General features: G+C 75.9%; 12 protein-coding genes. 4 read left to right on the forward strand and 8 right to left on the reverse strand.

What is annotated here, in order from left to right:
- Nucleotides 1-119 precede the first annotated feature (119 nt).
- On the forward strand, nucleotides 120-1,688 hold the full coding sequence (locus ACIP5O_RS13985) for a glycoside hydrolase family 26 protein (protein WP_401292536.1): 1,569 nt from the start codon (nucleotides 120-122) through the stop codon (nucleotides 1,686-1,688).
- Between the two features lie 12 nt (nucleotides 1,689-1,700).
- On the opposite strand, the gene ACIP5O_RS13990 is transcribed toward ACIP5O_RS13985, so the two are convergent.
- The 8 genes from ACIP5O_RS13990 to ACIP5O_RS14025 form a co-directional block, all read right to left on the reverse strand.
- Nucleotides 1,701-2,837 carry a GNAT family N-acetyltransferase gene (locus ACIP5O_RS13990; protein WP_401292539.1) on the reverse strand — a complete coding sequence of 379 codons (1,137 nt, stop codon included), beginning with the start codon at nucleotides 2,835-2,837 and terminating at the stop codon, nucleotides 1,701-1,703.
- Complete coding sequence (locus ACIP5O_RS13995) at nucleotides 2,834-3,502, reverse strand: lipopolysaccharide biosynthesis protein (RefSeq protein WP_401292542.1); 669 nt, start codon at nucleotides 3,500-3,502, stop codon at nucleotides 2,834-2,836. The genes ACIP5O_RS13990 and ACIP5O_RS13995 overlap by 4 nt, the downstream gene beginning before the upstream one ends.
- 13 nt (nucleotides 3,503-3,515) lie before the next feature.
- Nucleotides 3,516-4,670 (reverse strand): glycosyltransferase, encoded by a 1,155-nt coding sequence (locus ACIP5O_RS14000; RefSeq protein ID WP_401292545.1) that lies wholly within the window; start codon nucleotides 4,668-4,670, stop codon nucleotides 3,516-3,518.
- Nucleotides 4,667-5,398: a polysaccharide deacetylase family protein gene (locus tag ACIP5O_RS14005; RefSeq protein WP_401292547.1), complete on the reverse strand. Its 732-nt coding sequence runs from the start codon at nucleotides 5,396-5,398 to the stop codon at nucleotides 4,667-4,669. Before ACIP5O_RS14005 ends, ACIP5O_RS14000 begins: the two co-directional genes overlap by 4 nt.
- Nucleotides 5,367-7,025, reverse strand: a complete 1,659-nt coding sequence (locus ACIP5O_RS14010; RefSeq protein WP_401292548.1) for a lipid II flippase MurJ — start codon at nucleotides 7,023-7,025, stop codon at nucleotides 5,367-5,369. Before ACIP5O_RS14010 ends, ACIP5O_RS14005 begins: the two co-directional genes overlap by 32 nt.
- A gap of 478 nt (nucleotides 7,026-7,503) precedes the next feature.
- A complete protein-coding gene (locus tag ACIP5O_RS14015; protein ID WP_401292551.1) occupies nucleotides 7,504-8,838 on the reverse strand; it encodes an O-antigen ligase family protein in 1,335 nt (444 codons plus the stop codon).
- A 2-nt stretch (nucleotides 8,839-8,840) separates the two neighbouring features.
- The gene (locus ACIP5O_RS14020; RefSeq protein ID WP_401292554.1) at nucleotides 8,841-10,301 is read right to left on the reverse strand and encodes a sugar transferase; all 1,461 of its coding nucleotides are present in this window, start codon (nucleotides 10,299-10,301) and stop codon (nucleotides 8,841-8,843) included.
- Nucleotides 10,298-11,434: a glycosyltransferase gene (locus ACIP5O_RS14025; protein ID WP_401292557.1), complete on the reverse strand. Its 1,137-nt coding sequence runs from the start codon at nucleotides 11,432-11,434 to the stop codon at nucleotides 10,298-10,300. The genes ACIP5O_RS14020 and ACIP5O_RS14025 overlap by 4 nt, the downstream gene beginning before the upstream one ends.
- A gap of 452 nt (nucleotides 11,435-11,886) precedes the next feature.
- On the opposite strand from ACIP5O_RS14025, the gene ACIP5O_RS14030 reads away from it, so the two are divergent.
- From ACIP5O_RS14030 to ACIP5O_RS14040, 3 genes are all read left to right on the forward strand, one after another.
- Nucleotides 11,887-12,126, forward strand: a complete 240-nt coding sequence (locus tag ACIP5O_RS14030; protein ID WP_356541629.1) for a chaplin — start codon at nucleotides 11,887-11,889, stop codon at nucleotides 12,124-12,126.
- Nucleotides 12,127-12,575: 449 nt separating this feature from the next.
- Nucleotides 12,576-12,857: a hypothetical protein gene (locus ACIP5O_RS14035; protein WP_356541631.1), complete on the forward strand. Its 282-nt coding sequence runs from the start codon at nucleotides 12,576-12,578 to the stop codon at nucleotides 12,855-12,857.
- A 231-nt stretch (nucleotides 12,858-13,088) separates the two neighbouring features.
- Nucleotides 13,089-13,904, forward strand: a complete 816-nt coding sequence (locus tag ACIP5O_RS14040) for a hypothetical protein (RefSeq protein ID WP_401292561.1) — start codon at nucleotides 13,089-13,091, stop codon at nucleotides 13,902-13,904.
- Nucleotides 13,905-14,138 lie beyond the last annotated feature (234 nt).

The raw sequence follows: 14,138 nt of genomic DNA on the forward strand, positions 1-14,138 counted from the left end.
AAATCCTCCAATGGACTAGCGAGCGAGGGAAAGTCGAGTTCACGGACGGCTCATTAGGAATACTTTCTGAACATCGGATTGACGATCCCTCACCTATCGTGCGACGCGGAGGAACGGCCATGAAAGCTGCGTACCGGAGAACGTCGAGGGCGTGGCTGGGGGTGTGCGCCGCCGGTCTGCTCGCCTCGGGTTCCCTCGCACTGACGCCCCTCGCCCACGCCGAGGGATCCGCGACGACGCGGGACGCACGCGGGGTGGAGGCGCGGGAAGGGGAGGCGCGGGACCCCGGGCCGTCCGTCGCCGGCGCCATGGGGGCCTTCCTCTCCTCCGGCGCGTACGGCGTCGCCCGCATCGGCGAGCTCGAACGCTGGCTCGGCGGCCGCGAGCTCCGCGTCGGCCACACCTACCTGCCCGGCGACCGCTGGCGGAACATCGAGGGACCCCCCGGCTTCCTCGACGCCTGGGCGGACTGGCGCAACGAGAAGGCCGACCGCCTCTTCGTCCTCAACGTCCCCATGATGGAGCGCAACGAGGCCCGCGTCCCCGACGCCGAGGTCCGCCGCCTGCTCCGGCTCGCCGCGTCCGGGTACTACGACCACCACTTCAGGACCCTCGCCCGGCGCCTCGTCGAGCTGAAGGCGAACGACACCGTCGTCGTCCTCGGCTGGGAGATGAACGGCACCACCTACACCCACCGGTGCGGCCCCGACCCCGAGGCCTGGAAGGCGTACTGGAACCGCATCGTCGCCGCCATGCGCTCCGTCCCCGGCCAGAAGTTCCGCTTCGACTTCAACCCGAGCCGCGGCCGCGACGCCGTCCCGTGGACCGAGTGCTACCCGGGCGACGACGTCGTCGACATCATCGGCATGGATTCGTACGACCAGCCGCCGGGAAGCAGTTTCGACGAACACGTCAACGAGCCGTACGGACTGCGGAAGCAGGTCGATTTCGCGGCCGAGCACGGAAAGCTGATCTCCTATCCGGAATGGGGCCTCTTCCGGAACGGCGACAACCCGGAATACATGCGGCGCATGCTGGAATGGATGGACCTCCACAAGCCGCTGTACCACACGATCACCGATTACTGCCCGCACGGCGTCTGGCAGTGCGACGACAACCCGAGGTCGTCGCTGGTGTTCCGTCAGATGCTGTACGGGAAGGAGCCGGAGGTCCCGACGCAGCCGGAGCCCGTACCGACGCCGACGCCCACGCCGCCGCAGCCCACACCGGTGCCGACGCCCACGCCCACGCCCACGCCGAAGCCGGAACCCACGCCGACGCCGACGCCGACTCCCACCCCGACGCCGACTCCCACCCCGACGCAGCCGGAGCCGAAGCCCGCGCCGACGACGCCGGTCCCCACGCCGACGCCGACACAGCCGACGCCGACACAGCCGACGCCGACACAGCCGACGCCGACGCAGCCGACACCGGTACCGACGCCCACGCCGACTCCCACCCCCACACCGCCGGATCCCGAGCCCAAGCCCGCGCCCACGCCGACTCCGACGTCCGAGCCCACGCCCGTGCCCCTGCCCACGCCCGTGCCCCAGGCGAACTGCCGGCCCGTCGACCTCGGGTCCTGGGTCGAGAGCTGGCTCGGCGGGCCCGTCTGCGTCCCGGAGTCCTGGAAGGAGGAGGCCGACCTCGACTGGAAGGAGGCGCTCAAGGGCGTCTGGCCCTTCTGACCGGGGCGGAACTCAGCCGCCGCGGGGCGGGCGACCCTTCACCCGGTCGAGCGCCCGCCCCGCCCAGGCCCGTTCGCGCGCCTGACGGGCCGCCCAGCTCCGCGCGCCGGCCGCGCCCGCGCGGAGCCAGAGCAGCGGGGCCGTACCGGGCCCGGCGAGGAGCAGCCGGCGGTTGCGCACGGGCTCCGGGCGCCAGTGGTGCTTGTACGCCTCGCTGCCCCGCAGCATGCTCAGCGTGGCCCGCCCGCCCGCGCTGGTCTCCCGGGCCCCGTGCCGCAGCAGCATCGTCGCCACGTCGACCTTGCGGGCCCGCAGCGCCGGATCGGCCCCGTACAGATAGCCGCCGGCCAGGCGCGGCGACATCAGCGTCAGGTCGGCGGCGACCACGTCCCCGGCCAGCCGGAACTCGGTGACCATCGCGTCCCCCCGCTCCACCATGGGCCGCACGGCCCGGTTCAGGTGCTGGGCGAACCGCTCGCTGGTGTGCTCGGCGGTGACGCCCCGGCCCTGCCACTGGAGCCGGTGCAGGGCCAGGAGCCGGTCCAGGGCGGCCGGGACCTCCTCGCCGGTCACCACGCGCGCGTCGATGCCGAGCGCGTCCAGCTTGCGCAGCTTGGCGCGCACCCGCTGGGCCTTCCCGGAGGGGATCCGTTCGAGCAGGCCCTCCATCGGGACGGCCGGCAGTTCCAGGCACAGCGAGTCGGGCAGCCGCCGGCGCGGCCCCCGCCAGTGGGCGAAGACCCGGTCGCCGGCCGCGCCCGGCCGGACCTCCCGCAGGTCGACCACCGCGCCCCGGGCGGTCCGCGCGACCGCCCGGGCCAGGGCGGGCGCCGCCTCCGGGCAGCCGTCGTCGAGGAGGACGTCCGTGAAGTCGGTGATCGAGCCGCCGAGCAGGGTGAGGACGGGCAGCGGGCCCCGGGCCCGCATCAGGGGCGCGGCGGCGACCAGTGCGCCGTCCCCGCGCCGTACGAGCACCACCCGCAGCGCACCGGGCCGCCCGTACGAGAGCCACCAGGAGTGCAGCCAGGAGTGGGACTGGAAGGGGGTGGCGGAGGAGCAGCGGCCGTACAGCGCCGTCCACTCGGCCGCGAGCCGCCCGAACCCCTCCTCGTCACGGCAGACCTCCGTCCGCAGGGCGCCCGCGGTCACACCGTCTCCGGCTGGTGCGCGCCGGACACGGCCGGGGCGGGTACCGGGGCCCCGGCCCGGCGGGAGTGGCGGGACTCGCCGCGCGCGGCGGCGCGCTTCGGGCGGACCAGCAGGGCCAGGCCGCCGAGCAGGCCGCCCGCGCAGCCGCCGACGAGCGCGGAGAGCGGCGCGGACGGGGAGACCGGGTCGACGGGCTTCGTGGCGCGGGAGAACTGCACGACCTTCACGCCCGTGCTGGCCGCCACGTGCGAGCTGTCGAGGATGAGCGCCCGGGCCACCCCGTCGGCCATGGACACGGCCTTCGCGGGCCGCTCGGCCCGCGCGGTGATGGAGATCATCGGGGCGTCCGGGGAGGTCTCCGCCGTCACCTGCCTCCGCAGCGTCGCGGCGGTCACCCCGGCCCACACCTGGGCGTCACCGGTCACCGCGATGTCGGTGGCGACCCGCCCGTACGCCTGGGCGAAGCCGAGCGCCCCCGCCGGGTCGGACTTCCCGTCCGGTACGACGATGACGTAGCTGGTCGCCGCGTACTCCGGCGTCTTCAGGGCCCCGTAGCCGCCGCCGAGCACGGCCCCGGCGAGGACGGCGGCGGGCAGCACGGCCCAGCGGCCGGGGAGGCGGAGCCCGGCGGACGGGAAGGCGCGGGACGGTGTGGTGGTCTTCATGGACGGGCTTCTCTCACTTCACGGATGCTTGGTGGTGCTGCACGGGCGACGGTGTGCCGTGGACGGCCTGGTCGTAGAGGGACATCAGCTGCCGGGCGCTGCGCGCGATGTCGTAGTGGCGGGCGGCCTCCGGGACGGGGAGGCGGCCGGGCCGGGACTCGCCGGTGCCGCGCAGGGCGGCGGCCAGTTCGGGGACGGAGCCGCCGGTCCGGCGCGCGCCCGGGGCCGCGTCCGCCGGCAGGTCCTCGATCGCCGGGCAGGCCGCGTACAGGACGGGCAGGCCCGCCGCGAGCGCCTCGACGACCGCGAGCCCGAAGGCCTCGTCCGGGGAGGCGGAGACGAAGACGTCCATCGCGGCGAGCAGGTCCGGCAGCGAGGGCCCGGTCGCGCCGGCGGGCGGCGGGTCCGCGCAGGCCCCGGTCAGCAGCACCCGGTCGGCCGCCCCGAGTGCGCGGGCGAGCCGCAGCAGCTCCTCCCGCTCGCCGCCCTCCCCGACGAGCAGCAGCCGGGCCTCCGGGACCGCCGCCACCGCCCGTACGAGCCTGTCGAACCGCTTCCCGGGGGCCAGCCGCCCCACCCCGCCGACGACGTACGCGTCCTCGGGGAGCCCGAGCGCCGCCCGGGTCCGGCGGCGGGCCGCCGGGTCGAAGGCGAACCGGCCGGTCTCGATGCCGTTCGGCACCACCCGGATGCGCTCCTCGGGCACCCCCCAGTCCGCGAGCCGGCGGGCCACGCTGGGCGACACGGCGACCGTGGAGGTGCCGAGCCGCTCGGACGCCAGGTACAGGGCGCGGGTGCCCGCCGACAGCGGCCGGCCCTCGATCTGGTGCGCGCCGAGGGAGTGCTCGGTGGCGACGATCCGGCGCACCCCGGCGATCCGGGCCGCCGTCCTGCCGTACACGCACGCCCGGTACAGGTGCGTGTGCACGAGGTCGTAGCGGCCCTGCCGGACGATCCGGGCCAGGCGGGGGAGCGCCCCGAGGTCGCGGTTGCCGGTCATGCCGAGGTGGGTGACGGGGGTGCCGTCCGCCTCGATGCCCGCGGCGACCGCGCCCGGGTTGGTGAGCGTCACCACCCGGCCCTGTACGGGGAGGTGGCGCAGCAGCAGCCGGAGCTGCTGCTCGGCGCCGCCGATGCCGAGGCCGGTGATGACGTGCAGGACCCTCATCGCGCACCCACCACGGCCGGGCCGTACGGGACGGGGACCGGCAGGTCGGCGGGCCGGCGGCGGCGCAGCGGGTGCAGCACGCGCTTGGCGGCGAGCCGCCAGGAGGTGTCGTTCTCGCCGATGTGGACGCGGGGCAGGGCGTACGCGCCGGTGTGCGGCCCCGGGTCGATCGCGCAGGCGTAGCGGTAGCCGGCCCGGCGCACGGCGCGCATCGCGCGCGGGTCGACCCGCCCGTACGGGTAGCAGAAGCCCTCCACCGGGCGGCCCGTCATCTCCTCCAGGAGCTCGCGGCTGCGCCGGGTCTCGGCGGCGAGCGTCCGGTCGTCGGCCTCGGGCAGCGCCACGTGCGTCAGGCCGTGCGAGCCGATCTCCATCCCGGCGTCGGAGATCCGCCGGATCTCCTCCCCGGAGAGCAACCGCTTGCGCGGGCCGGCCGTGTCCCAGCCGTTCTCGCCGCCGAGCCGGCCCGGCAGGACGTACACCGTGGCCGTGAAGCCGTGGCCGCGGAGCAGCGGCAGCGCCGAGTCGACGAAGTCGGCGTAGCCGTCGTCGAAGGTCAGGCCCACCAGGCCCCGGGCGCGCCCCTCGGCGGTCGCGGCGAGCAGCTCCCGCACCGACACCCCGCGCAGTCCCCGGTCGCCCAGCCAGCGCAGTTGCCGGGCGAAGCGCGCCGGGGAGACGGTCACCCGGTACGGATCATCGGCGGTGTCCGTGATCGAGTGGTACATCGCCACCCACAGGGGAGGCCTTCCCCACAGGGGCGACCCGCCCCGCGGGGGGAGGCTCCTCCGCAGGGGCGGCTTCGGCAGCAGACGGCTCAGCGCGGTGACGGCGGGCATGGGGGGTCCTCCGGTAGGCGGAGCGGGGAAGGGACGGAAGGCCGGACGCCTCGGGGGCGCAGACCAGGAAGAGCGCGAAGACGCCGGTGGCGGCGAGGGCGGCGACGGCGACGGCGGGGAGGGCGGGGCCGACCGCGACCGAGGAGACCCAGCCGGCCCCGGTGGCGCCCGCGCCGGCGGCGGTGAGCCGGAGCAGCCCCGCGCCGAGCCGGCCGGCCCGGACCGGGACGGACTGGCGGTGCGCGCCCCGCAGCAGCAGGACGGCGGTCAGGGTGATGCCCAGCGCGTTGGCGGCGGCGATGCCGACCGCCCCCCAGTGCTGGGCGCCGGGCACGCCCGCGGCGCCGGTCGCCACGAGCCCCGCGCCCATGGCCGCGGCCGGGTACCAGAGCGGGCGGGCGGCGGAGAAGTAGCAGCGGACCAGGGCCCCGACCACCGTCTGGCCCAGCAGGCCGAGGGCGTACACCCGCATGACGGCGGCGGTCGCGGTGGTGTCGGAGCCGCCGAACTCCCCCCGCTCGAAGAGGACCTCGACGATCCGGGGGGCGGCGGCGATCACCGTCGAGGCGCCGACGAGCACGACGACGGCGGCGAGCAGCAGGTCCCGCTCGACCCGGTGGCGGGCCGTCTCCGCGTCGCCCGCCGCGAGGGCGCGGGCGACCACCGGGAAGCTGACCGTGCACAGCATCAGGGAGAGGATCATCGGCATCTGCGCGACCTTCTGCGCGTAGTTCAGGTGCGAGATGGCCCCGGCGGGCAGCGGCGAGGCGAGGAACCGCTCGATCAGCGTCTGGGACTGGCGGCACAGCGAGAACGCGACGACCGGAGCGATCAGTCCGAGCACCAGGATCCGCCCGTCCTGCCCGCCCCGGGGCGCGGCCGCCCGCGGCGGGGGCACGGAGCCGGAGCGCAGCTCCCGGACGAGGGAGGGGGCCTGGACCAGGACCATCAGGACCCCGCCGACCGCGACCCCGGCGGCGGCCGACCGCACCCCCCAGGGCTCGCGGAGCACCAGGATCGTGCCGATGATCCCCACGTTGTACGCCGTGTAGATCGTGGCCGGCGGCAGGAAGCGGCCGTGCGCGCGCAGCGCGGCCGAGCAGTAGCCGACCAGGGCGAACGAGAGCACGCAGGTCGCGGTGAGGCGCGTGCAGTCGACCGCGAGCGCCGGGTCGGGGAGGCCGGGGGCGAGGGCCGCGACGAGCAGCGGGGCGGCGACGACGAGGACGGCGGCGGCGATCCCGACGGCGAGGGCGAGCCGGGGGAGCGTCCCGCGCACGAGCGCGCGCACCGGGTCGTCGAACACGCCGTCGCCGCGCCGGGCCAGGGCGCGGGAGAACGCGGGCACCAGGATCAGGGCCATCGCGTCCTCGATGAGCAGCGTCGAGGCGAACTCGGGGACCGTCCACGCCACCAGGAACGCGTCGGTGGCGGCCCCGGCCCCGAAGTACCCGGCCAGGATCTGGTCCCGTACGAGCCCGAGCACCGCCCCGACGGCGGTGAGCCCCGCCGTCACGGCCGCCGCCTTCGCCAGGAACCCCCGCCCCTGCGTCCGGTCGCCCCCGGCCACGCGCCCGCGCGCGTGGGCCCGGCGGCCGGCGCGGGGGGCGGGGGGCGTCGTCGGCGTCGTAGTCGGGTCCGTGGGCGTGGCCGTGGGCGTACTTCCGGACCGGCCGCGCGCGGCGACGCGGCGGGCCCCGGCGAGGCCGCCCGTGGGCGGGGCGCCGGCGGGGCGGCCGGGCCCGGGGGGCCGCGGAGGCTCCGTACCCCTCCGCCCGGAGGTCTCCGCCCCCGGCGGCACGACGGCCCCCGGACCCCACGGGGAGTCCGTGGGGCTCAGGGGCGAGGTCGACCAGGGGTCGGCCGGCGGGGTGCCGCAGGGTTGCCGGGGCGACCGCGACACGGGGTGCGGCCCGTCGGACCGCGGCGGGTCCACGGGCCCGGCCGGCTCCGGCCACCCCGCGTCCGTGGGCTCCGGTTCCCCGGCCCACGGGTCACGCACGTCTCGCCCCCACCAGCGACCACCAGGCCGCCAGGCCGAACACGACCGCCATCAGCACCGTCGAGGGGCCGCCGATGTCCGCGTAGAAGAAGTCGACGAGCTGCCAGACGAGCAGGCCCGTCGCGACGAGCGCGCAGTCCGCGCCGGACCCGGACCCGGGGCCGAAGCCGCCGCGCCGTCGCAGCGCGCCCACGAGGAGCGCCGTCCAGCTCCCGACCAGGGCGAGCAGCCCCACCAGGCCCTGCTCGCTCAGGACGAGCAGGTACATGTTGTGCGGGGAGAGCAGCGGCTGCCGCTGGAAGCCGGCGCCCGCGCCCGCCGTGTCGCTGCCCGAGGACAGCGCGACCGAGGCGTGCGCGTCGCGGTACTGCGGGAAGCCCTTCAGGCCGACGCCCGTGAGCGGCTCCGCGCGCCACATCTCCCCGGCCGCCGCCCACATCGTGTACCGGTCCGTCACCGACTGGTCCGGCGCCGCCGTCACCCGCGTGATGCTGGCGACCCGCTCCTCCACCAGCTCCGAACCGATCCCGAGGCCGCCCACGAGGACCACCCCGAGCGCGCCCGCCGCGAGCGCGACCCGCGCCGCCCGGCGCGGCCCCGCCAGGAGCAGCTGGAGCGCGCAGGCGAGCACGGTCGCGATCCACGCGCCCCGGCTGAAGGAGAGGACCAGCGGGAGGAACAGCAGCCCCGCGCAGACCAGGGCCGCCGTCCGCGCCCGCCCCGGACGGCGGCCGAGCGCGATCCCGGTGACGACGACGAGCCCGTACGAGACGACGGTCGCCATGCCCATCACGTCGGTCGCCCCGAACGTGCCGACCGCCCGGATGTCCTCGCCCTGGTACGAGGCGCCCGTGCCGGTCAGGTACTGGGCGACGCCCACCGCCCCCTGGAGCAGGGCGAGTCCGACCAGGGCCCAGGCGACCACGGCGAAGTCCCGCCGGTCGCGGACCGTCAGGAGCACGGCCGCCGGGACCAGGACGAAGACCTGGACGTACCGGGCGACGCCCGGCAGGCTCGACGCCGGGTCGTTCGAGGTGATCGCGGCCAGGCAGACCCCGAGGACCGGGAGGCCGAGGACGACGGCGGCGGTACGGGTCAGCGGCCGGGCCCGGCCGCGCGCCACCCGCACCAGGCAGACCAGGACGAGGAGCCCGGAGGCCGCGTCGGCGACCGTGCCCGTGCCGCCGGTGCCGCCCTGCGCGCCGCCGTCGCCGCCCGGGACGAGCAGCAGCGCGACCACGGCGAGGACCGGGGAGAGCGCCCCCGCCCTGCGGAGCAGGTCCCGCGCCCCCGGGCCGACCACGGGGAGCATCGCGGCCGTGGCCATCCTCAGCTCCCCGTGGGTCGGACGAGCTCGGCGGCCGTGCGCAGCAGGATGCAGACGTCCTGCCAGAGCGACCAGTGGTCGATGTAGTGGTTGTCGAAGCGGCAGCGGTCCTCGATCGAGGTGTCGCCGCGCAGTCCGTGCACCTGCGCGAGCCCGGTGAGCCCCACCGGCATCCGGTGGCGGGCCGCGTACCCGGCGTGGGTCTTGCTGAACTGCGCCACGAAGTACGGGCGTTCCGGCCGGGGCCCGACCAGGCTCATGTCCCCGCGCAGCACGTTCCACAGCTGCGGCAGCTCGTCGAGCGAGGTCTTCCGCAGGAACCCCCCGGCCGCGCTCATCCGCCGGTCGCCCGCCACGTTCCAGCGGGTCGCCGACTCGGTGTCGTCCGAGGGGCGGAGCGTACGGAACTTGAGCAGCGTGAAGGGGCGTCCGTGCTGGCCCACCCGCTCCTGCCGGAACAGGATCCCGGGGCCGTCGGAGAGGCGCACGGCCAGCGCGCAGAGCAGCAGCACGGGCAGCGCGAGCACGAGCGCGGGGGCGGCGAGGGCGATGTCGAGGGCCCGCTTGGCGGTCAGGCCGCGGCGCTCGTCCAGCGGGACGACGCGGTGCCAGGCGTACCCCCACATGTGCTCGCCCATCGGGCCGTCCCGGTGCCGCCCGCCGACCCGCCAGGTGGTGCAGCCGTACTGCTGGAAGAGCGTCACCAGACCCGGGTCGTCGTCCAGGAACACGGCGTCGCGCACGGCGTTCTGGATGACGGCCCGGTGGATCTCCTCGGTCGTCGTGAGCACCGGGAGACCGGCCTCCCCGGGCGTCCGGGGGACGCCCTGCTCGGGCACGCCGACGATCCCGACCGGCCGCACCCCGTACTCGGGGTGCTGGACGGCCGCCGCCGCGAACCGGCGTGCGGCCCCCGTCCCGCCGACGACCAGCGCCGACCGGGGGCGGGCCCGCGCGACCCGGCGCCGCCGGCCGAGGACGAGGGCGCGGACCGCGCAGACGAGGACGACGTGGACGGCGTACGCGGCGCACAGCCGCAGCGGCCCGATGGCCAGGTGCGCGGAGTACGCGGCGACTCCCGCCGCCGCCAGGCACCAGGCGACCCCGGCGCGGGAGGCGAGCGCGGGCAGCTCGTCCAGGGCCCGGACGTGCGCGGCCGGGCGGTGGAGCCCGGCGTGCCCGTCGAGGACCAGGACGAGCGCCAGGACCGGCAGGACGAGCCGGAGGTCGTGGTGGGCGGCGCTCAGCACCGAGGCGGCCGCGACGACCGCCAGGGCGTCGACCGCCACGAGCGGTGCCGCGCCGGACCGCGGGCGGGTCCGGGAGCGGCGCCGGCGCTGCGGCGCGAGCCGGCCGGGGGCGCCGCGGGGCGGTGCGAGGGAGGCGAGGCCGAAGGCCCGGCCCTGGCCCGCCGCGGGCCAGGGGCCCGGCGAGGAGGGGACGCTGGTGCTTTCCGTGGTCACTGTGCGATCGGCTCTCTGTGCTCGGCCCCCCGCACCCCGGCCAGCTCGCGGTAGAGGTCCGCGACGGCCGCGCCGGTGCGCCGGACGTCGAAACTGCTGAGGACGTGCTCGTGGGCCTCCCGGCCCAGGCGGTGCCGCAGCTCCGGCCTGCCGAGGAGGCGGCCGAGTGCGGCGGCGAGCGCGGCCGGGTCCTCGGGCGGGACCAGGCACAGGTGTTCGTGGGCGGGTGGCAGGCTCTCCCGGGCCCCGTCGACGTCGCTGACGACGACGGGCCGGCCGCTCGCCATGGCCTCCAGGGGCGCGAGCGCCATGCCCTCCCAGCGGGACGGCAGGACGACCACGTCGGCGGCCCGGTACCAGGGGGCGGTGTCCCCGACGGCCCCGGCGAACCGCACCGAGGGGCCCGCGGCGGCCCGCAGCCCCTCCGCGTCCGGGCCGTCGCCGACCAGGACGAGCCGGGCCGCGGGGACCTCCGCGAGGACGGCGGGCCAGGCGGCCAGCAGCACGTCCTGTCCCTTCTGGCGGCAGAGCCGGCCCACGCAGACGACCGTGGGGGCCGGGTTGCGAGGCGGGCCGTCGTTCGCGAACCGGGCCGTGTCCACACCGTTGTGGACGACCGACCAGTCCGCCTCGACCCCGGCCGCCTCGCCGGTGCGCCGCTCGGCCTCGCTCACGCAGAGGACCCGGTCGGTCCAGCGGGCGCCGAACCGCTCCCAGCTCCGGGCGAGCGCGGCGGTCGTCCCCCGCACCGCCTCGAAGGACCAGGCGTGCGGCTGGTACACCGTGGGGATCCGCCCCCGCACGACGAGCCGGGCGCACAGTCCCGCCTTGGCGCTGTGCGCGTGGACGAGGTCGGGCCCGACCGCGCGGACGAGCCGGGCCAGGGACGCCGTCTCGCGGACGAGGGCGGGGCCGGGGTCGCGGGCGGCCCGCCAGTCGTGGACCTCCGCCCCCTCGGCCCGGGCGGCGGCGGACAGGTCGGTGCCGGGCGGGCAGGCGACCGCGACCCGCAGGCCGGCGGCGCGCTGGGCGCGGACGAGGTCGACGACGACGCGGGCGACCCCGCCGTCGCCGGGCTGGACCGCGTGCAGGACGGTGACGGACCCCGGGCCCGTGTCGGATGGTGTCAGCACGTCAGCTCCGCACGTCCGCCCGGGCGGCCGACGCGCCCCGGGGCGCGTCGAGAACCGCTGAATTCCGCATACAGGTTCTCCGCTTTGATGAGAGGAGGAAGGGAAGACCCGCGAAGGCCGGGAGGGGGGAAGATGTGGTCCGCACGAAATGGATGAACGCGCGGCCGGCCCGGAAGCAACGTTCGGGAAAGTTATAACCCCGAAGCGGGGCGATAGTAAGCATGAGATGACCGGTATCGCTAACTCCCGTATCTCCGTGGCCCGTTCCTCGTTGTGCGTGTTGCGCCATTTCGCGCCCGGACCCTCGAACGACCCCCTTACGGCCCAAAGGACGGCCGGGCGTCACCCGTTCGGGAGAGCAACCGATGGAAATCGGAGGCGTTGTTGAGGGAGTCGGACCGTTCAGTCCGCGCAGTCCGAGCCGTATGAATTCGATCGAGGAGCACATCTCCATGTCCCGTATCGCCAAGGCCGTTGTCCTGACCGCGAGCGCCGCCGCGGCCGTCGCCGGTACCGCGGGTGCCGCCGTCGCCGACGCCGGCGCCGAGGCCGCGGCCGTGCACTCCCCCGGCGTCCTCTCGGGCAACATCGCCCAGGTCCCGGTCCACATCCCGGTCAACGTCTGCGGCAACACCGTCGACGTCATCGGCCTCCTGAACCCGGCCTTCGGCAACGTCTGCGCCAACGACTGATCCGGCACGTCCGTTCGGTCCTTTCGAGGCCGGTGCGCCCGCCCCCACCAGGGACGGGCGCACCGGCCTTTTCCTCGTCGTCGGGGGGCGGCACTCGCTCGGGCGCACTTCCGCGCGCCGCCCGGTGCAACGGCGTACGCCCCTCTCCGGGGCAGGGCGGGAGGGTGGATTCACCCGAACGGATGCGTGGCGCTCAGTAGTTCTCCGGTCGCGGAGGGCTATAGCCGCAGGCCCTCCGCGGTGGCGGTCCGCCGGTCCGCACGGAGGGGGAACGCGTGTGCGGTCGGCGCGCGGAACCGGTCTCATCGATCGGGTGCAGTGTCGAGAAATCCCTCCTCCCGGAGTTTCCGGAAAGCCGACTTCTCGTTACAGGAAGAGAACGGCGCACGGGATTCACCCAAGAACCTTGTGCGAGAAGTGACTTGAAAAACAGAGGAAGGATTCACCCCATGAAGCCCACCAAGGTCGCCGCGGTCGTCGCAGGTTCGCTGATGGCCCTGGGTGCCGCCGCGCCCGCCATGGCCACGGAGGCGCTCACCCCCACCAGCCTGAACGGCGGCCTGGAGGCGATCGCCGCCAACGGCCTGAAGACGGACGTGCTGAGCAGCACCACCGAGGGCTCCCCGGTGAAGTCCGTCACGGACGCGGCGGGCCAGCTCAACGAGGTCACCAAGGGCGCTCCGCTGCTCGGCGGCCTCCCGGTCGCCGGCGCCCTCCCGCTGGGCGGCTGACGACCCTTCAGCAGGGCTGTTCCCAGGGGCATTCCCGGAGGCCAGCGCGCCCCGTTCCTCACGGTCGGCTGATCGAATGATTTTCAGATCATCTGCCGTGTGGCCCATGCTCCGCACCCCGCTCCGACTCCTACTCTCTCGCCAGTCCCACGCGCACGTCAGTGGGTACCGGGCCGGTCGGAGCGAGGGGGGAGCCTCGTCGGCCTCTCCTTTTCTCAGAGGAAGAGCGGTATGCGGTCCATCATCAGCAGGAAAGTACTCACCGCGGCGGCAGCGACCGGAATCCTGTCGCTGAGCGGCGGATTCGCCCTTGCCGCGAGCTCCCCCACCGGCACGGGCGACGGACCGGGCCCGAGCACGGCCGGCCACGTCCAGGCCCCCCTGTCGGCCGGCGTCTGCGGCAGGCTCGCGGAGAAGGGCGGCGCCGCGGCGGCGGCCGCCGGGAACCTCTGCGGCCACGCGGGAGTCCAGGACGACGGCTACAGCCAGGACGACGGCGGTTACGGCGAGGACGACGACGGAGGTTACGGCGAGGACGACGGAGGTTACGGCGAGGAGCCCTCGCACCCGCCGACGAAGCCCCCGACCACGCCTCCCACGCACCCGCCGACCACGCCCCCCACCACCCCGCCCACCACCCCGCCGACGACGCCCCCCACGACGCCGCCGACGACCACTCCGCCCACCACCCCGCCGTCGTACCCGCCGAAGCCGGGGGACTGCGAGCACCCCGAGCCCGGTCGTCCGAAGCCGAGCTGTGGTCCCACGACGCCGCCGACGAAGCCGCCGACCACCCCGCCGACGAAGCCGCCGACGACGCCTCCCACCACGCCGTCCACGACTCCGCCGACGACCGTCCCGCCCACGACCACGCCGCCCGCGACGCCTCCCGCCACCCCGCCGACGAAGCCCCCCACCACCCCGCCGCAGCTCCCCGAGACCGGTAGCGAGTCCGCGCTCGTGGGAGCGGCCGCGATCAGCGCCGCGCTCGTCATCGGCGGTGCGGTGGTCCGCGTCCGCGGCGGACGGGTCGCCCGCCGCCACTGATCCCGGTCACCGACCCCCGTCACCGCCGACCGCGCGGGTGAAGGGACGGTCCCTCCCGCCACCCCGGGGGCCGTCGATCGTTGCAGGAGAAGGCTCGTCGCATGGCCGCGGCCCGCGGACCGGAGCCGTCCCGTCGTATCCGGCGGCGGACGGAATTCCGGTCCGCGGGCCATTTTTTCTTTTTTCCTTCTTCCCGTTCGGCCCAATGGCCGTGACCCGTAACGGCGCACGGCG

This window comes from Streptomyces sp. NPDC088915, from assembly GCF_044749825.1.
GTDB lineage: Bacteria > Actinomycetota > Actinomycetes > Streptomycetales > Streptomycetaceae > Streptomyces.